Annotated in this window: 16 protein-coding genes and 1 pseudogene; 9 read left to right on the top strand and 8 right to left on the bottom strand. The window is 72.7% G+C overall.

Features of this window, described 5'->3' with window-relative positions; translation table 11 throughout:
* Positions 1–96: 96 nt before the first annotated feature.
* Positions 97–891: a SigE family RNA polymerase sigma factor gene (locus CFP65_RS14270; protein WP_104816455.1), complete on the top strand. Its 795-nt coding sequence runs from the start codon at positions 97–99 to the stop codon at positions 889–891.
* Between the two features lie 301 nt (positions 892–1192).
* Here CFP65_RS14270 and CFP65_RS14265 read toward each other — a convergent pair whose 3' ends face one another.
* The 5 genes from CFP65_RS14265 to deoC all read right to left on the bottom strand — a co-directional run bounded on the left by CFP65_RS14265 (position 1193) and on the right by deoC (position 5989).
* Positions 1193–1855, bottom strand: coding sequence for an ATP-binding protein (locus tag CFP65_RS14265; protein ID WP_174805530.1), 663 nt, complete (start codon positions 1853–1855; stop codon positions 1193–1195).
* Positions 1856–1966: 111 nt separating this feature from the next.
* Entirely contained in the window at positions 1967–2353 is a 387-nt protein-coding gene (locus CFP65_RS14260) for a hypothetical protein (protein WP_104816454.1), read from the bottom strand.
* A 259-nt stretch (positions 2354–2612) separates the two neighbouring features.
* Positions 2613–3515: an aldehyde dehydrogenase family protein gene (locus tag CFP65_RS14255; RefSeq protein ID WP_104816453.1), complete on the bottom strand. Its 903-nt coding sequence runs from the start codon at positions 3513–3515 to the stop codon at positions 2613–2615.
* Positions 3508–4998, bottom strand: coding sequence for an aldehyde dehydrogenase family protein (locus CFP65_RS14250; protein WP_104816452.1), 1491 nt, complete (start codon positions 4996–4998; stop codon positions 3508–3510). Before CFP65_RS14250 ends, CFP65_RS14255 begins: the two co-directional genes overlap by 8 nt.
* A 4-nt stretch (positions 4999–5002) precedes the next feature.
* The gene (deoC, locus tag CFP65_RS14245; protein WP_104816451.1) at positions 5003–5989 is read right to left on the bottom strand and encodes a deoxyribose-phosphate aldolase; all 987 of its coding nucleotides are present in this window, start codon (positions 5987–5989) and stop codon (positions 5003–5005) included.
* Between the two features lie 158 nt (positions 5990–6147).
* Here deoC and CFP65_RS14240 point away from each other — a divergent pair, with 158 nt between their 5' ends.
* Both CFP65_RS14240 and CFP65_RS14235 read left to right on the top strand, forming a co-directional pair.
* Positions 6148–6741: a dihydrofolate reductase family protein gene (locus CFP65_RS14240; protein WP_104816450.1), complete on the top strand. Its 594-nt coding sequence runs from the start codon at positions 6148–6150 to the stop codon at positions 6739–6741.
* Between the two features lie 56 nt (positions 6742–6797).
* Positions 6798–7481: a PH domain-containing protein gene (locus tag CFP65_RS14235; RefSeq protein ID WP_104816449.1), complete on the top strand. Its 684-nt coding sequence runs from the start codon at positions 6798–6800 to the stop codon at positions 7479–7481.
* A 62-nt stretch (positions 7482–7543) separates the two neighbouring features.
* Here CFP65_RS14235 and CFP65_RS14230 read toward each other — a convergent pair whose 3' ends face one another.
* Positions 7544–8401 (bottom strand): class I SAM-dependent methyltransferase, encoded by an 858-nt coding sequence (locus CFP65_RS14230; protein ID WP_104816448.1) that lies wholly within the window; start codon positions 8399–8401, stop codon positions 7544–7546.
* Between the two features lie 409 nt (positions 8402–8810).
* On the opposite strand from CFP65_RS14230, the pseudogene CFP65_RS42500 reads away from it, so the two are divergent.
* From CFP65_RS42500 to CFP65_RS42115, 6 genes and pseudogenes are all read left to right on the top strand, one after another.
* Positions 8811–10166: pseudogene (locus CFP65_RS42500) on the top strand (ATP-binding protein); the annotation flags it as partial.
* Between the two features lie 260 nt (positions 10167–10426).
* On the top strand, positions 10427–10828 hold the full coding sequence (locus CFP65_RS14220) for a roadblock/LC7 domain-containing protein (RefSeq protein WP_104816447.1): 402 nt from the start codon (positions 10427–10429) through the stop codon (positions 10826–10828).
* Positions 10825–11205, top strand: coding sequence for a DUF742 domain-containing protein (locus tag CFP65_RS14215; protein ID WP_104816446.1), 381 nt, complete (start codon positions 10825–10827; stop codon positions 11203–11205). Before CFP65_RS14220 ends, CFP65_RS14215 begins: the two co-directional genes overlap by 4 nt.
* Positions 11180–11824 carry an ATP/GTP-binding protein gene (locus CFP65_RS14210; protein WP_168219598.1) on the top strand — a complete coding sequence of 215 codons (645 nt, stop codon included), beginning with the start codon at positions 11180–11182 and terminating at the stop codon, positions 11822–11824. Before CFP65_RS14215 ends, CFP65_RS14210 begins: the two co-directional genes overlap by 26 nt.
* 45 nt (positions 11825–11869) lie before the next feature.
* Complete coding sequence (locus CFP65_RS14205) at positions 11870–13204, top strand: cytochrome P450 (protein WP_104816445.1); 1335 nt, start codon at positions 11870–11872, stop codon at positions 13202–13204.
* Between the two features lie 224 nt (positions 13205–13428).
* Positions 13429–14586 carry a tryptophan dimethylallyltransferase family protein gene (locus tag CFP65_RS42115; protein ID WP_305778253.1) on the top strand — a complete coding sequence of 386 codons (1158 nt, stop codon included), beginning with the start codon at positions 13429–13431 and terminating at the stop codon, positions 14584–14586.
* A 57-nt stretch (positions 14587–14643) separates the two neighbouring features.
* Here CFP65_RS42115 and CFP65_RS14195 read toward each other — a convergent pair whose 3' ends face one another.
* On the bottom strand, positions 14644–15930 hold the full coding sequence (locus CFP65_RS14195; protein WP_104816444.1) for an NAD(P)/FAD-dependent oxidoreductase: 1287 nt from the start codon (positions 15928–15930) through the stop codon (positions 14644–14646).
* A 111-nt stretch (positions 15931–16041) separates the two neighbouring features.
* Positions 16042–17220, bottom strand: a complete 1179-nt coding sequence (locus tag CFP65_RS14190; RefSeq protein WP_104816443.1) for a cytochrome P450 — start codon at positions 17218–17220, stop codon at positions 16042–16044.
* Positions 17221–17385 lie beyond the last annotated feature (165 nt).

Raw genomic sequence — 17385 nt, 5'->3', positions numbered from 1 at the left:
CAGGATTTTCCTTGTCGCCGGAGAACGGCCCAGGTCAACGGGCCGGGCAACGGCGGCGGAACTTCGAACCGCTCGTACCGATCATGGGGGTGCACGATGAACGCCACGCTCAAGTCCCGCAACACCGGGGGCATCCGCACCACGCGTTCCTCCGCCCACACCCACTTCGAGTACCGCCGGGACGAGTCTTCCGGTGCCGTGGTCGTACGGGGGTGCGCACACAGCACCGGAGCCCGCCGAGGCGTGGCCCGGGTCGGGGAGCAGCACACGGTCGTCCGGGCGGGGAGCCCGGCGGGCCGCGAGGCCGCGGGGGCGGCCGTGCTGAGCCTCGCCCCGGTGCCGGCCCAGCCGGTCGACCCCTCCGCCGAGCACATGCGCGAGTTCACCGCGTACGTCCAGGAGCGCCGCGCCTCGCTGTACGCCACCGCGTACCACCTCACCGGTGACCGCTTCGAGGCCGAGGACCTGCTGCAGAGCGCGCTCTTCTCCACCTACCGCGCCTGGGGCCGGATCACCGACAAGGCCGCGGTCGGCGGGTACCTCCGCCGCACCATGACCAACCTGCACATTTCCGCCTGGCGGCGGCGCAAGCTCAACGAGTACCCCACCGAGGAGCTCCCGGAGACCGTCGGCGACACCGACGCGATGGGCGGCACCGAGCTGCGGGCCGTGCTGTGGCAGGCGCTCGCCAAGCTGCCCGAGAACCAGCGCACCATGCTCGTCCTGCGCTACTACGAGGGCCGCACCGACCCGGAGATCGCCGACGTGCTCGGCATCAGCGTCGGCACCGTCAAGAGCAGCATCTGGCGGGCCCTCCGTCGCCTGCGCGACGACGAGCAGCTCAACCGCACCGGCGACACCGTCTTCGCCTTCGGCGAGCTGGTCGCCTGAACCACCGCATCACCAAGGACAACCCGTCGGGGGACGGGTGACGGCCGTGGACGGACGACCACCCGCTCGGGGGAGGGGGCGGTCGGACGGGGGAAGCCACCGCCGTAAAGCGAAGGGCCCGGTGCCGGGGAGAGGCACCGGGCCCCTCGCGTTGCACTACCCAGGGGCTCGGGGAACCTTGCGAGACAACCCCAGCCATCAGGGGCTCGGGGAACTGCGAGGGCATCCTCTGGGGCGCGTACTCGTTAAGGAGTGCGCCACATCCGGGCGTGCCCTCGCAGTTCCCCGAGCCCCTGGTGGGCTAGCTGGGTGCGACAGCCATCGCTTCGATCGACTCTGGTCGGAGCGCGGCCACGGCGCGGACGCGCCGTTCGGCCTCCGCTCCGCCGCAGGCGACTGCGCCGAGGTCGACCTGGCGGCCCACGATGCCGGCCTCGGCCCGCATCAGGCGCCAGCCGCGGCGCAGGAGGTAGGGGACGGACTTGCGGCCCTCGCGGACGTCGCGGCGGAAGCGGCGCCAGGCGGTGGTGAGGGGGCGGTTGCGGAGGCAGATCGCGTCGCCCAGCAGTCCTTCGGCGCGGCACTGCTCGACCAGCTCGGCTGCGAAGATGCCCTCGGCGATGAAGCCGGGGGCTTCGGACAGCTCGAAGGTGCGGGTGCCGACCCGGCCGTTGTCGGGGATGGAGTAGACGGGCACGTCGGCCCGCCCGTTGCCGATCACCGAGCGGATCGCGTCGAGCGCCTGCTCGCGGTGCCAGGAGAGCGGCGAGTCCCAGTCGGTGCCGCTGCCGTCCTCGAACTGCGGCAGGGTCGGGTCGTCGCCGTCCTTGTAGAAGTCGTCGAGCTGGAGCACCGGCAGCCCGGTCCGCGCGGCCAGCGAGGACTTCCCGGAGCCGGAGGGCCCGGAGAGCAGCACGACGCGGGCATGGCTCGACGGGGCAGGGTTCAGCGGGGAGTCACTCACGAGACACCAGTCTGACGTATCCCCGCCGGAAGCCGAAACCGCCCGGTAGCTAGATCTTTAACGCGGACATGTCACTCGAATGGGATCGGCCGGGCCACCGGTGCCCGGCGGTCAGGCCACCAGTGCCCGTTCGAGCAGCGGCAGGTACCGGTGGTGCACCTGGAAGACGACGACCGCCCCGCCGCCCGGCGCCGCGTACGGGATCGTCGGGTACTCGGCCTGGCTGGTGTCGGGTGTGCCGAAGATCCCACCCCGGGCGAGCTCCCGGGCACCCCCGCTCCGGGTGACGAAGGCCGCGCTGCCGCATTCCGCACCGGCCCCCACCACCCGCAGGCCCCCGTCCACGAAGGTCTCCGGCTGCACCCCGGCCCGGCGCAGCCCGCACGGGATCCGCACCGGCTGCCCGGCGGCCAGCCGCCGCTCGATCCGGCGGACCCGCACCGACCGCAGCCCGGCGTCCGCCGCGAACTCCAGCACGTCTCCGGCGATCTCCCACACAGCCCCTGCCGCCCTCCGGCCAGACGAATCCATCCCCTGCCATTACCGCAGGTGGGAGCGGTCGGGCGCGCCCGCCGAACGACTGGAACCGCCTCCCCCAGGAGAGGGGGGCCAGGAGGGGGCCAGGAGGAGGAAAGGCGACGGACCCGCACCAGGGGGGGTGGGTGCGGGTCCGTCTTCGGCACGTCCGGGCCCCTGGGGGGATAGGGGCACTGGGGACGGCCAGTCTGTGGAGTTGTGTCAGCCCGGTCCTGCGGGGTCAGATCCCCATCGGGTGCCAGACCGTCTTGATCTCCAGGAAGGAGAGTAGCCGGTCCGTTCCGGGCGCATTGGTCCAGTCCAAGCCGGCCGGGTCGGCCACCGGCCGGACGACTCGCTTCAGGGTATCCGCGGCGGCGGCCTCCAGCGTGGCAGCCGCGCCGGGGCCGTCGGAGTCGATCGCACCCGAGAGGTCCAGCCCGTTGACGTCCTGGTGGGACGCCAGCGTCGGGGCGATGTCCGCCGTGCGGCCCGAGATGATGTTGACCACGCCGCCCGGCAGGTCGGAGGTGGCCAGCACCTCGCCGAAGGAGAGCGCGGGCAGCGGGGCGCCGGCGGCGGCCGCGACCACCACGGTGTTGCCGGTGGCGATCACCGGGGCGATCACCGAGACCAGGCCGAGCAGCGAGTGCCCGTACCCGTTCTGCGGGGCGACCACGCCGATCACGCCGGAGGGCTCCGGAGTGGAGAGGTTGAAGTACGGACCGGCGACGGGGTTGGCCCCGCCCGCGATCTGGGCGACCTTGTCCGTCCAGCCCGCGTACCAGACCCAGCGGTCGATCGCGGCCTCCACCAGCGCGGCGGCCTTCTTGCCGCCGATGCCCTCGGCGGCGGCCACCTCGGCGGCGAACTGCTCGCGGCGGCCCTGCAGCATCTCCGCGACGCGGTAGAGCACCTGGCCGCGGTTGTACGCGGTGGTGCCCGACCAGCCCTTGACCGCCGCGCGGGCGGCGAGCACGGCGTCCCGGGTGTCCTTGCGGGTCCCCAGCGGGGCGTTGGCGACGAAGGCGCCCTTGCTGTCGGTCACCTCGTACACCCGCCCGCTCTCGGAGCGCGGGAACTTCCCGCCGACGTACAGCTTGTAGGTCTTGAGGACATCAAGACGCGATGCGACATCAGACATCGAGGTAGGCCTCCAGACCGTGCCGGCCACCCTCGCGGCCGTAGCCCGACTCCTTGAAGCCGCCGAACGGCGAGGTCGGGTCGAACTTGTTGAAGGTGTTGGCCCAGACCACGCCGGCCTTGAGCTGGTTCGCCATCCAGAGGATGCGCGAGCCCTTCTCGGTCCAGATGCCGGCCGAGAGCCCGTACGGGGTGTTGTTGGCCTTCTCGACCGCCTCGGTGGGCGTGCGGAAGGTCAGCACCGAGAGCACCGGGCCGAAGATCTCCTCGCGGGCGATCCGGTGCGCCTGGCTGACGCCGGTGAACAGCGTCGGGCGGAACCAGTAGCCGGCGGACGGGAGGTCGCAGGACGGCGACCAGCGCTCGGCGCCCTCGGCCTCGCCGGCCTCGGCCAGCGAGGTGATCCGGGCCAGCTGGGCGGCGGAGTTGATCGCGCCGATGTCGGTGTTCTTGTCCAGCGGGTCGCCGACCCGCAGGGTGGCCATCCGGCGGCGCAGCGAGTCGAGCAGCTCGTCCTGGATCGACTCCTGGACCAGCAGGCGCGAGCCGGCGCAGCAGACGTGGCCCTGGTTGAAGAAGATGCCGTTGACGATGCCCTCGACGGCCTGGTCGATCGGCGCGTCGTCGAAGACGATGTTGGCGGCCTTGCCGCCCAGCTCCAGCGAGAGCTTCTTGCTGGTGCCGGCCAGCTGCTTGGCGATCGCCCGGCCGACCGGGGTCGAACCGGTGAAGGCGACCTTGTTGACGTCCGGGTGCGCGGTGAGCGCGGCGCCGGTGCGGCCGTCACCGGTGACGATGTTGACGACGCCCTTGGGCAGACCGGCCTGGCGGCAGATCTCGGCGAAGCGCAGCGCGGTGAGCGGGGTGGTCTCGGCCGGCTTGAGCACCACGGTGTTGCCGGTGGCCAGCGCCGGGGCGATCTTCCAGGCGAGCATCAGCAGCGGGAAGTTCCACGGGATGACCTGACCGGCCACGCCGAGCGGCTTGGGAGCCGCGCCGAACCCGGCGTAGTCGAGCTTGTCGGCCCAGCCCGCGTAGTAGAAGAAGTGCGCGGCGACCAGCGGGAGGTCGACGTCGCGGGTCTCGCGGATCGGCTTGCCGTTGTCGATCGACTCCAGCACGGCCAGCTCGCGGGAGCGCTCCTGGATGATCCGGGCGATCCGGAACAGGTACTTGGCGCGCTCGCTGCCGGGCAGCGCGGACCAGTCGACGAAGGCCTTCCGGGCGGCGGCGACGGCGCGGTCGACGTCCTCATCGGTGCCCTGGGCGAACTCGGCGAGCACCTGCTCGGTGGCCGGGTTGACCGTCTTCAGGGCCTCGCTGCCGGAGGAGTCGACGAACTCGCCGCCGATGAAGTGGCCGTACGAGGTGGCGATGTCACCCGCGGCGGCGGGGGACTCGGGGGCCGGGGCGTAGCTGAAGAGCCCGCCCTTGGGGGCGGCGGCTTCCTCGGTCTGCTTGCCGTTCTTGGCGTTCTTGGCCATGGGGTCAGTCCACCGTCACGTAGTCGGGGCCGGAGTACCGGCCGGTGGCCAGCTTCTGGCGCTGCATCAGCAGGTCGTTCAGCAGGCTGGAGGCGCCGAAGCGGAACCAGTGCGGGGAGAGCCAGTCGTCGCCGAGAGTCTCGTTCACCATGACCAGGTACTTCATGGCGTCCTTGGTGGTCTTGATGCCACCGGCCGGCTTCACGCCGATCTGGACGCCGGTCTGCTGCTTGAAGTCGCGGACGGCCTCCAACATCAGCAGGGTGACGGGCGGGGTCGCGTTGACGGCGACCTTGCCGGTGGAGGTCTTGATGAAGTCGGCGCCCGCGAGCATGGCCAGCCAGGAGGCGCGGCGCACGTTGTCGTAGGTCTGGAGCTCACCGGTCTCGAAGATCACCTTGAGGTGGGCCGAGCTGCCGTCGGGGCGCTTGCAGGCCTCCTTGACGGCGGTGATCTCCTCGAAGACGGACAGGTACTTGCCGGAGAGGAAGGCACCCCGGTCGATCACCATGTCGATCTCGTCGGCACCCGCGGCCACCGCGTCGGCGGTGTCGGCCAGCTTGACCGGCAGCGCGGCCCGGCCGGCCGGGAAGGCGGTGGCGACGGAGGCGACCTGGATCTCGGTGCCCGCGAGGGCGGCCTTGGCGGTGGCCACCATGTCGGGGTAGACACAGATGGCCGCCACCCGGGGGGTGGTCTGGTCGGTCGGGTCGGGGTTCTTCCCCTTGGTGCACAGGGCGCGCACCTTGCCGACCGTGTCCGCGCCTTCCAGCGTGGTCAGGTCGATCATCGAGATCGCCAGGTCGATGGCATAGGCCTTCGCCGTGGTCTTGATCGAACGAGTGCCGAGGGTGGCGGCGCGGGCTTCCAGGCCGACGGCGTCGACGCCGGGCAGGCCGTGCAGGAAGCGGCGGAGCGAGGCCTCGGACGCCGCAACGTCCTGAAGGCCGCCGCCCGCAGCGCCGAGGGCATTGGCTGCAACAGTGGACATGGTCACCAGCCCAGCATATCTACGCGCGTAGCCTCGCGCTAGGGGGCACCCCCTCCGAACTCGCCGTCGTACGGTCGAACCGTCGGCCGTTGCCGGTGGGCGTGGCCGACGTCGGTCATTGCCGTCGGTCTGTTACGGAGCTCTTCGGGAGGTTCCCCGTGCGACGTGTCACCTATTCCATGGGCGTTTCGCTGGACGGCTACGTGATCGGGCCGGACGGCCGCTTCGACTGGACGGTCCCCGACGAGGAGATCTTCGCCCTCGCCACGGAGGAGATCCGGGGCGTCGGCGTGCACCTGCTGGGGCGGCGGCTGTACGAGACGATGCTCTACTGGGAGGACGCCGAACAGGACCCCGGCCTCGGGTTCTCCACCCGCGAGTGGGCCGAGCTCTGGCGGGAGCTGCCGAAGGTGGTCTTCTCCCGCACCCTCTCGGCCGTCCGGGGCAACGCCCGACTGGCCGACGGCAGCCCGGCCGAGGAGATCGCGCGGCTGCGGGCCGAGCCGGGGGAGGGCGAGATCGCGATCGGCGGCGCGGAGCTCGCGGCTGCGGTGGCCGGAGCCGGGCTGATCGACGAGTACCGGGTGCGGGTCCATCCGGTGCTGGTCGGGGGCGGTACGCCGTTCTTCGCGCAGGCCGAGCGGCGGGTCGACCTCGAGCTGGTCGAGAGCCGGGTGCTGGGGAGCGGGGTGGTGTACCTGCGGCACCGGGTCCGGCACCCCGCCGAGCGGCACGGGCGAGGTACGGAGTGAACACGACCCCATCACGACCCGGCAGCTCAGCGGGCCGATGGGGCAGAATCGACGCCATGACCGATTCCGACGGCAAGCCCCACCAGGGCGGCGCCGACTCCGCGCCGACGTACGCCGACCGCGTCTACCGCTCCGTGCCCGGCGTGATCTCCGGCGTGCTCATCCTGCTGGTCGCCCTCTGGCTGATCGGCGACGCCGTGTTCTACGGCACCGGCCGCACGCCGTGGGTCGCGCTCTCCGTCCTGCCGGTCTTCGTGCCGCTGGTGGTCGCGTACACCCTGCGGCCGGCCGTGCTCGCCAACGACGACCGGCTGCTGGTGCGCAACCCGCTGCGTACGATCAAGGCCCCCTGGGCCGCCGTCGAGGGCCTGAAGTCCGGCTACTCGGTCGAGCTCTTCGCCGGTGGCCGCACCTTCCAGGTCTGGGCCGTCCCGGTCTCGCTCCGCCAGCGCAAGAAGGCCAACCGCAACCAGCTGCGCGCCGCCACCGGCCGCTCGAAGGAGATGGGCGACCCGCACCTGCGGGAGGGCGCCGGCAAGAGCCGCTCGCTCTTCTCCGGCGGTGAGGACCCGACCCGTGCCTGGTCCGACCAGGTGGTCGACACCCTCACCGAGACCGCCGAGCGCAACGCCGCCCGCCCCACCGCCGCCGGCGACATCTCGATCACCTGGTGCTGGTGGATCATCGCCCCCACCCTGGCCGGCCTGATCGCCTTCGTCACCCTGATCGCCACCGGCTGACACGAGCCGGCCCCTCGGAGGCGCCCCACCCGGCCCGGAGCCGGCGGGGCGCCTCGGTGCATTCAGGGGCGGGTGGCCGTGACCAGGTAGTAGTCGAGGATGCCGCGGCGGTAGGCGTTCAGGAAGTTGCGGGGCCAGGTGTCGGGGGCCCACCAGCGGCTGAGCCAGGTGTCCCAGCCGGGCCAGACGTGGGGGCCGAGGGATTCGGTGCGTACCTCGGTGCAGCCGGCTGTGGTGAGGGCCTCGGTGAGGGCGGTGACCGGGCGGGCCAGGTCGAGGCCGGTCTCGAAGGTGTGGAGCAGGGAGGCGAGTTGGGCGGGGCGCTCGGGGGAGTCGTCGGCGGTGAAGAAGCCGGCGACGGCCACCCGGCCGCCGGGGCGGAGCACGCGGGCGGCCTCGGCGGCGAAGGCGGTCAGGTCGGGGAAGTGCTGGGCCGCCTCCACGCTGAGCAGGATGTCGAACTCGCCGTCAGGGAAGGGGATCTGCTCGGCCGCCCCCTGGGCGAAGCGCAGCCGCTCGGGCTGTTCGGTGAGCAGCCCGGCGTGGGCGGCCCGGGCTCGGGCGAGTTGGGCGGGGTGGACGTCGAGTCCGGTCACCGAGGCGGGGCCGTACTCGCGCAGGGCCAGCGCGCAGCCCATCCCGAGCCCGCAGCCCACTTCGAGCACTCGGGCGTCCTTCGGCGGTGCGGCGCCCTCCCGGGCGGCGGCGTCCGGCCCGCCGGCATCCGGCGCCGCCGCGAGCCCGGCGGCGTCCAGCACCCGCCGGTAGAGGTCCTGCTGGCTGCGGATCCGCTCCGCCTCGCCGATCGGGCCGGTCAGGTCGACGGCCTGCCAGTGGCCGAAGTTGATGAATCCGCCCGCGAACATCGGCAGGCTGCTCAGGTCGGTCGGGCCGTACGTCTCGCGCACCGCCTCGTGCATCGCAGGCTCGGCTTCCTGTGTCGGAGGCTCCGCCTCGTGCCCCGCGGGACCCGTCTCCGCCGCCACCGTGCCCCCAACCGTCGAGAGTCCGCTCCGCTGCCGCGACCACGGTACGCGGACGGAGGGCCCTTGGCGGGTGGCTCACCGGAACTCCTCAGGGGATTCCCAGTGCGCGCCCCTTGCGCGCCGGTCGCGCTCCCGATGACCCGATCGGGAAGTGACGGACAGACAGTTCGGGCAAGGAGGTCAACTTGCCTGGTGACAAGGGGAAGAGACGCATCCTCAAGGGTGGGCGGCCCGCGATGGCATGTTCGCGCGATGATACGATCACCGCGCTTGCGGAGCGGCGGGTTCACCCTGCACTGGCGGGGATTCAGCAGTCGGCCGTCAGTCGCCTGAAGAGAGTCTTATGACGAAATACATAGCGGACCCGGTGCTCTGGGCTCTTGTCCTCGTGCTCGTCGCGGGGGCCGCCATCGTCGTCCGCCAACGCAGAGCCGCCCTGGCGCTCCGTCAGGAGATCGACGGACTCAAGGAGCACTACTCCGAACTGGAGCACTCCTACGCGCAGTCCGTCGCGGCCGCCCAGGAGCAGGCCGACGAGGCGACCAAGACCGTGCTGAAGTCCGCGATGCGGACGCTGCAGGGCCTGGCGGCCGAGCAGCAGCTGATCCTCTCCCGGCTCCAGGGCAAGTACGGCGAGTCGGCGATGCTCCAGGACCTGCTGGAGGTCGACCACACCAACTCGCAGTTCGGGCGCCGGGCGCAGTCCGTGGCCGTGCTCTGCGGCGGTTGGCTGGGGCGCCACCGCGACCCGGCCAGCGTCTACGACGTGGTGCGCAGCGCGCAGGGCCGGATCCGGCAGTTCCGGCGGGTGGAGATCCTCTCCCAGGTGGACTTCGGCATCTCCAGCCGGGCGGTGGAGCCGGTCGCGCTGGCCCTGGCCGAGCTGCTGGACAACGCCACCAGCTACTCCAGTCCGGACACCGTGGTCGAGATCAACATCCGGACGGTGCCCAAGGGCGTCGTGATCGTGGTGGACGACGCGGGCGTCGGCATGAACGACGAGGAGCGGGCCCGCGCCGAGAAGCTGCTCACCAGCGAGCGGGTCACCGGCGTGGCCGGGCTCGGCAACCCGCCGCAGTTCGGCCTCGCGGTCATCGGCGTGCTCTGCGAGCGGTTCGGCTTCGAGGTCGCGGTGGACTCCTCCTCGCCGTACGGCGGAGTGCGGGCCGTGCTGCTGCTGCCGCACGAGCTGCTCACCGGCATGCCGGAGAAGCCCGCCGCGACCCCCGGCCGGGCCGCGCAGAGCCAGAGCCAGGCCCAGGCCCGGGCCGAGGCGTCGGCCCCGCGCCGGGCCGAGGCGCCCGTCGCGGCCGGAAGCCCGGTCGGGGCCGAGGTCCCGGTCACCGGGTACCCGACCGGCGACCACCCGGTCGCGCTGCCGTCGGCCCCCGCCGCGCTCCCGGCCCGCGTGCCGGCGATCGCCGCAGCTCAGGCAGCTCGGGCACCTCAGTCAGCCGAGGCGGCCCCGGCGGTTCGGACGGCCCATGCGGCCCAGCCGGCCCCGGCGGCAGCCGCCGAGCACAGCTACGGCTCCTACGGCTCCACCGCCGACGGCCTGCCGATGCGGCGGCGCAAGCAGCGGGTGGCGGCCCTGCCGCAGGCCGAGCCGGAGCCGGCTCCGGCCCCGGTGGCCACGACCCGCTCCGGCGAGCAGACGGCGGCCATCATGGGCGCCTTCCAGCGGGGCACCCGCTCGGGCCGGGTCACCCCGCCGGCGCCGCCGCAGCCGGAGCACACCGGGCAGTGGCAGGCCCACCCCGACCAGCAGCCGGCCCACGCCGAACCGTGGCCGAGCCACCCCGACCAGCAGCCTGCCCACCCGGAGCAGCAGTCGGCCCACCCGGACCAGTGGCCGAACCACACGGACCAGCAGCCGACCCACGCGGACCAGTGGCAGGCCCACCCGGACCAGGCCATCAGCACCCGTGGTGCGCGCAGCAGTGAAGGGCATGACTTCTCGTGAACGACGATCTGGCTTGGATGCTCGACAGCGCGCTGGAGATCCCCGGCGCCCTGCACGCGGTGCTGATCTCCGCCGACGGCCTGTTGATGGCCCGGACGAAGGAGATCGGCAAGGACAACGCGGACCGGGTCGCGGCGGCGATGAGCGGGGTGCAGTCGCTGAGCCGCTCGCTTGGGTTCTTCTGTGACAGCCCGGGCCAGCGCTGGCAGCAGACCCTGGTCGAGTTCGACGGCGGCTGGGTGTTCCTGATCTCGGCCGGCGAGGGTGCCTACCTGGGCGTCTCGGCCTCCCCGGACGTCGACATGCAGGACATCACCTTCCGGATGCAGCAGCTGGTCGGCCAGCTGGGCAAGGTGCTGGCAGCCCCGCCGCGTGAGGGCCTCGGGGCCCGCCGATGACCTCGCCCGATGACTTCGAGCTCGAAGCCACCGGGTTAGTCCGCGCGTACGTCATCACCAAGGGGCGGGGCCTGCCCGAGGACGGGCAGCTCTCGCTGATCACGCTGGTCACGGCCGCGCCCCCCGACCAGGGCAGGCGGCCCGGGCGGCTGTCGCCCGAGGAGCAGCGCCTGCTCGACCTCTGTGCCGCCGGCTACCTGACGGTGGCGGAGCTGGCCGGTCACTCCGGGCTGCCGCTCGGCGTGGTGCGGATCGTCCTGGCCGGCCTCACCGAGGCGGGCCACCTCATCACCCGGCCGCCGGTGCCCCGCGCCCGCCTGGCCGACCGGCAGATCCTCCAGGAGGTGCTCAATGGTCTCCAGCGCAAGTTCGGCTGACAGCTCCACCGCAGGCCCGGGCTCCACCGCGGGGCCGGGCCTGGTCGCGACGGACTACGTCCAGGGCGGGGCGACCCAGACCGCGGTCAAGATCCTCGTGGTCGGCCACTTCGCGGTGGGCAAGACCACGTTCATCGGCTCGATCTCGGAGATCGAGCCGCTGTCCACCGAGGAGACGATGACCAGGGCGGCGGAGGCCGTGGACGACCTCAAGGGCGTCCAGGGCAAGACCACCACCACGGTCGCGATGGACTTCGGCCGGCTGACCATCAGCGAGCGGGTGGTGCTCTACATGTTCGGCACCCCCGGCCAGCTGCGGTTCGTCCAGATGTGGGAGGACATGGCCCGGGGCGCCCTCGGCGCGCTGATCCTGGTCGACCCCGAGCGGCTGGCCGACTCCTTCCCGGTGATCGACCTGATCGAGCAGTACGGCCTGGACTACGCGATCGCGGTCAACCGCTTCGACGGCAACCCCGACCGCACCGAGTCCGCCCTGCGGGAGGCCCTCGACCTCCTCGACGACACGCCCGTCGTCACCTGCGACGCCCGGGACGAGAAGTCCTCGGCCGCCGCCCTGACCACCCTGGTCCGCTACCTGCTGGACCGCGCCAGCGCGTAGCCAGCCAGTAGCCGACCGGTAGCCAGCTAGGAGCCACACCCAGACATGAACGCACGCCCCACCGTCCCGGTGCCGCCGCCCGGGTGCCCGGCCCACGACAGCGGTGCCCGGGTGCCGCTGTACGGGCCGGAGTTCGCGGCCGACCCGCAGACCTACTACGCGTACCTGCGCGGCTTCGGGCCGACCGCCCCCGTCGAGCTCGCGCCCGGCGTGGAGGCCACCCTCGTCACCGACTACGCGGCCGCCCTGCAACTGCTGCAGGACTCCGCCTCGTTCCGCAAGGACTCGCGCCGCTGGCGGGCCTTCAACGAGGGGCACGTCGCGCCGGACAGCCCGGTGGTGCCGCTGCTCGCGTACCGGTCCAACTGCATGTTCAGTGACGGGGCCGAGCACCTGCGGCTGCGCCAGGCCGTCACGGACAGCATGGCCCGGGTCGACTCGCGGCGCCTCACCCGCACGACCGAGCAGATCTCCAGCTACCTGATCTCCCAGTTCGGCTACCGCGGCTCGGCCGATCTGCTCGGCAACTACGCCAGGCAGCTGCCGCTGTTCGTCTTCAACGAGCTCTTCGGCTGCCCCGCCGACATCGGCGACCGGGTGCTGTTCGGCATCTCCGGGATGTTCGACGGGGTCAACGCCGAGATGGCGGCCGGGGTGTTCTTCGGCGCGGTGGGCGAGCTGGTCGCGCTCAAGCGCAGCCGGCCGGGGGACGACGTCACCTCCTGGCTGATGCAGCATCACGCCCGGCTGACCGACGAGGAGATGGTCCACCAGATCGCCCTCCTGCTGGCCGCGGGCGCGGAGCCGCTGGGCAACCTGATCGGCAACACCCTGCACCGGCTGTTCACCGACGACGCCTACGCCCACACCGGCGGGCTGATCGACGAGGCCGTCAACGACACGCTGTGGGAGAACCCGCCGCTGTCAAACCTGGCGCCGCACTACCCGGCCACCGACCTGGAGTTCGCCGGGCAGCAGCTGCGGGCGGGCGACCTGGTGCTGGTCAGCTTCGCCGCCGCCAACGGCAGCCCGGCGCTCGCCGGGGAGCACCAGGCCGGCAGCCGGGCCCACCTGGCCTGGAGCGCGGGCCCGCACGCCTGCCCGTCCAAGGACCCGGCCCGGCAGATCACGGTGACGGCGATCGAGAACCTGCTCAACGAGCTGCCGGACATCCAACTCGCGGTGCCGCAGGAGAGCCTGACTTGGCGTCCGGGGCCGTTCAACCGCGGTCTGGTCGCGCTGCCCTCCCGCTTCACGCCGGTCGGGGCCGCTCCGCAGCAGGCCCCGGAGCCGCAGGTCTCGGCCGCCGACCAGGCCGCTGGTCAGGCGAGTCGTAAGCCGGGGCGGTGGAGCCAGTTCCTCAACTGGCTCACGAAGTGATGTACACAACAACTTAGGTATTCCGGTTGTGGCATGACGGTTCAACGGCTGGGTATTCAGGTGCCCGAAACGTCCCCCGTCGTTGATCCAGAACAGGAGGGTGTCATGGTTCCCCCGTCCATGGACGCCGTTCACTCCCAACGCCCGACCGGCTGCCACCCCCCGATACCCGCCCCTTCGGGCGGGTATCTTCATTTTGCCCCCGGCGCCGGGCGGGTGGTCCGGTGATCGCGCTCGGGCGCAGAGTGCCCGAAGCCCCCCGGATCCCCGAAGCCCATCGGATCCCCGCAGCCCCCGCCGAGACCCTCGGCGACCACACGGCCCGTCAACTGCTGCGCCTGTGCGAGGTCGTGGGCCTGGGCCCGGCCGACGCCATCGGCTACGTGCGGGTGGTCTCCCAGGCGCTCGGCCCCGTCGCGGAGCGACCGCTGCACCTGCCCTCCCCCGACGGCTCCGCCCTCTCCGACGACCACACCCCGGTGGAGTACTCCCTCTCCTTCGAACCGGGCGCCCAGCCGACCCTGCGGGTGCTCGTCGAACCCGGCTGCGGGGCCGGCGACCTGGCGCGCAGCGGGCGCGAGGGCCTGCGCACCGTCCGCGAGCTGGCGCGCCGCTGGGGCTTCGGCACCGAGCGGCTCGACCTGCTGGAAGACCTCTTCTTCCCGGCCTCCCCCCAGGGCCCGCTGGCGCTGTGGTGTGCGCTGGAGCTGCGCCCCGGCGGCATCCCCAAGGTCAAGGTGTACCTGAACCCGGCCGCCTCCGGGCCCGAGCGGGCCCGGGCCACGGTCCGCGAGGCGATGCGGCGGCTCGGCCACCAGCGGGCGTTCGACGCGCTGCCGACGGCGGACGGGCTGCTCTACTTCGCCCTGGACCTCGGAGACTGGGACGAGCCCCGGGTGAAGGTGTACACCGCTCACCGCGACCTGACGGCAGCCGGGACGGCGGGCCTGAGCCGGATGCCGGGCGGGCCCGGCGCCGCGGAGGTGGAGGCCTTCTTCCGGACGGCCACCGGAGCCGAGGAGGGCGGGTACGGGCTGCCCGACCGCCGTCCCGTCCAGGCCTGCCACGCCTTCACCGGCCCGGCTGGCGGCGGGCCCAGCGGCTTCACCCTCTACGTGCCGGTGCGCGACCACGCGCGGCACGACGGCGAGGCGCTGGAGCGGGCGGAGGCCCTGCTGCACCGGTACGGCATCGACCGGGCCGCGCTGTCCGATGCGCTGGCCGCCGTCACCTCCCGGCGCCTGGACGACGGCCTGGGCCTGATCGCCTACCTGGCGCTGGCCCGCCAGCAGGGCCGCCCGCCCCGGCTGATGGCGTACCTCTCCTCGGAGGCGTACCGGGTGCGGCCGCCGGCCCTGCCGGTCGGCGCCGCCGGCCGCTGAGGCAGGCCGGGAGGGCAGGGGGCGTGACCGCCGGGGGACGGTCACGCCGCCCGGCGGTCACGCCTCCTGCAGCTCGCGCAGGTACGAACCGACGTCGACCTGCACCGAGGTGCCGGTGCTCAGCCCGTAGCGCCGGGTGATGCCGCCGAGGTGCTCGTCGATCTCCTTGCGCATGACGTCCGGGGCGGGCAGCCCGGCCTCGCCGGTCAGCAGCCGGGCCACCCAGTCGGCCTGTGCCTCCACCAGGCGGGTGATCGAGCCGACCGGGCGGATCAGGCCGAGGAAGTAGAGCCCGGGCCGGTCGGGCGCGACGATCCGCCGGTACAGCTCCACCGGCCGCTCCGGCTCGGCCGGGAGCCCGGCGGGCAGGAAGGGGAAGGCCATCCGGAAGCCGGTGCAGTAGACGATCGCGTCCGCCTCGGCGGCGGAGCCGTCCGCGAACCGCACCCGGTCGCCCTCCAGGCCGGTGATCGCGGGCCGGGGGAGCACGGCGCCGTGGCGGATCAGGCTGAGGATCTCGTCCGAGATGGTCACGGCCGAGGAGAAGATCGCGTGGTCCGGCTCGGGCAGGCCGTAGTCCGACATCCGTCCGCGCGCGACCAGCAGGGCCTCCTCCACCCAGCGGCGCTGCTCCTCCAGCGGCTTGGCGGTGAACCAGGGCGCCTCGGCGATGAGGTCCACCGAGATGCCGTGGAGCTGCTTGGGCACGATGTGCAGCCCCCGGCGGACGGAGAGCAGGGTGCGGGCGGCGTGCCGGGAGAGGTCGGCGGCGATGTCCACCGCCGAGGCCCCGAGGCCGACCACCACCACGCGCTGCCCGGCGAACTCCCTGCCCTCCAGGAAGTCCATCGAGTGCAGGATCCGCCCGGTGAAGCCCGCCGCCCCCGGCAGCGGGCCGGGCAGGGCGGGCTCGGAGTGGTGTCCGGAGGCGACGATCACCTGGTCGAAGCGGCGCACCCGCTCCGCCCCCGAGTCCGTGCGGCTGGTCACCAGCCACCCGCCGTCCGGCTCCGGCCGGACGGCGAGCACGCCGGTGCGCAGTTCGAGGTGGGGCAGCAGCCCGGCCCACTCGGCGAAGGAGCGCAGGTAGGCGGCGACATCGCCGTGCCGGGGGTAGAGCGGCAGGTCCTCGGCCATCGGATGGTCCGCGAACCCGGTCAGCTGCTTGGCGCTGTTCAGGTGCAGCGACCGGTAGGCGGGGCCGCGCTCACCGGCGCCCGGCAGCCGCCAGATCCCGCCCACGTCCGGGGCCTGCTCCAGGCAGACGAAGTCGACCCCGCGCCGGCGGAGGGCGTGTGCGGCCGCCAACCCCGACAGGCCGGCGCCTATCACGCATGTGCTCACGACTCTCCTCCACCAGGCGCCCCAGGATCTTGACGGCCCAGCATAGGCAGGTCGGATCGGCGTTGACGAGGGCTGACGGCCGCTCAACTGCCGCCGGGGGCTGGCGGTCGGCTACCGGGCCACCAGCCGGACGGGGATCTCGTCGTAGGTGTTCATCATGGTGTTCTCCGCGATCACCGGATCACCGGTGAACTCGATCCGCTCGACGGCGTCCAGCAGCGCGTGGACCAGGGCGTGCAGCTCCAGCCGGGCGACGCCCTGGCCGGCGCAGCTGTGCGTGCCGTGGCCGAAGGAGAGGTGGTCCAGCGGGTTGCGGCGGAAGTCGAACTCCTCCGGGCGCTCCCACTTGCGCTCGTCGCGGTTGGCCGAGGCGAACAGGAGCCAGACCCGGGCCCCCTGAGGGATCGTCACGCCGCCCAGCTCGGTGTCGCGCGCCGCGACCCGGGTCATGCCCCGGAGCGGGCTCTGGTACCGGAGCAGCTCGTTGACCGCGGACGCGACCAGGCCCGGCTCGGCACGCAGCGCGGCCCACTGGTCGGGGTGCTGGGCGAAGGTGACGAGGAGGTGGCCGATCAGGGTCGCGGTGGTCTCCAGCGAGGAGCCCAGGAACTCGAAGAAGACCAGCGGGCACTTCTCCTTGGGCAGGAGGCCGTCGTCGGCGGCCGCCAGCACGGCCGCGCCGGGGGTGCCGGGCTCGAACTCGCGGTTCGCCGCGAGCTCGTGGGTGAACTGCACCATGTTGCCGATCATCCGGGCGCCCTGCTCCGAGCGCTCGGTGACCGGGCCCATCAGGTCGGTGCCGCCCTTGGCCCAGTCGTACAGGTTCTCGCGGTTGCGCTCGGGCAGGCCCAGGAGGTCGGGCATGACCAGCATCGGCATCGCCTGCGCCATCTCCGTGACGCCGTCGATCTCCCCCTTGGCGACGAGCGCGGCGACCAGGCCCCGGGCCTGCTCGGCGATCTCCTCGCTGCGGGCGCGCAGCGGGCCGGGCTGGAGCGGGGCGCCGACGATCGAGCGCATCTGCTCGTGCTCGGCCCCGTCGCTGACCAGGGCTATGCCCTGCATCATCTGGTTCAACTGGGGGTTGAAGCCCACGCCCTCGCCCGAGCGGAAGGTGTCGTGGTCGGCGAGCGCGGCCTTCACCTCCTCGTAGCGGGTGACCGCGTAGACGTCCGGTTCGCTCAGCCGGACGACGGGGCCCAGATCGCGCAGGGCCCGGTACTGCTCGTGCCGGGTGGGCTGGTCGGAGCCTGCGAACAGGTCGATCTCGGTGAGGGGCGCGACGGCCACGGGGGTCTCCTCGGGTCTGCGGTGCGTTTCGGGGGCAGGTGCGAAGCAAGGCCTGATCCTTCCCTACGCGCCGGAACTCGTCATGATTTCCCGTCAAGACGTGAGTGGCCCCTGACAACGGACGAGCCCCGGGCCGTCAGGCCCGGGGCTCGGTCGAAGCGGTGA

It is taken from the genome of Kitasatospora sp. MMS16-BH015 (assembly GCF_002943525.1).
In the GTDB taxonomy this organism is placed as follows: Bacteria; Actinomycetota; Actinomycetes; order Streptomycetales; family Streptomycetaceae; genus Kitasatospora.
This window is presented reverse-complemented; position numbering and strand designations above follow the sequence as displayed.

Excerpts from the sequence above, each read along its gene's own strand:
- CFP65_RS14270 (WP_104816455.1), top strand. The coding sequence starts at position 97 with ATGAACGCCACGCTCAAGTCCCGCAACACCGGGGGCATCCGCACCACG.
- CFP65_RS14255 (WP_104816453.1), bottom strand. The coding sequence starts at position 3,515 with ATGTCTGATGTCGCATCGCGTCTTGATGTCCTCAAGACCTACAAGCTG.
- CFP65_RS14250 (WP_104816452.1), bottom strand. The coding sequence starts at position 4,998 with ATGGCCAAGAACGCCAAGAACGGCAAGCAGACCGAGGAAGCCGCCGCC.
- deoC (WP_104816451.1), bottom strand. The coding sequence starts at position 5,989 with ATGTCCACTGTTGCAGCCAATGCCCTCGGCGCTGCGGGCGGCGGCCTT.
- CFP65_RS14235 (WP_104816449.1), top strand. The coding sequence starts at position 6,798 with ATGACCGATTCCGACGGCAAGCCCCACCAGGGCGGCGCCGACTCCGCG.
- CFP65_RS14230 (WP_104816448.1), bottom strand. The coding sequence starts at position 8,401 with ATGCACGAGGCGGTGCGCGAGACGTACGGCCCGACCGACCTGAGCAGC.
- CFP65_RS14215 (WP_104816446.1), top strand. The coding sequence starts at position 10,825 with ATGACCTCGCCCGATGACTTCGAGCTCGAAGCCACCGGGTTAGTCCGC.
- CFP65_RS14210 (WP_168219598.1), top strand. The coding sequence starts at position 11,180 with ATGGTCTCCAGCGCAAGTTCGGCTGACAGCTCCACCGCAGGCCCGGGC.
- CFP65_RS14205 (WP_104816445.1), top strand. The coding sequence starts at position 11,870 with ATGAACGCACGCCCCACCGTCCCGGTGCCGCCGCCCGGGTGCCCGGCC.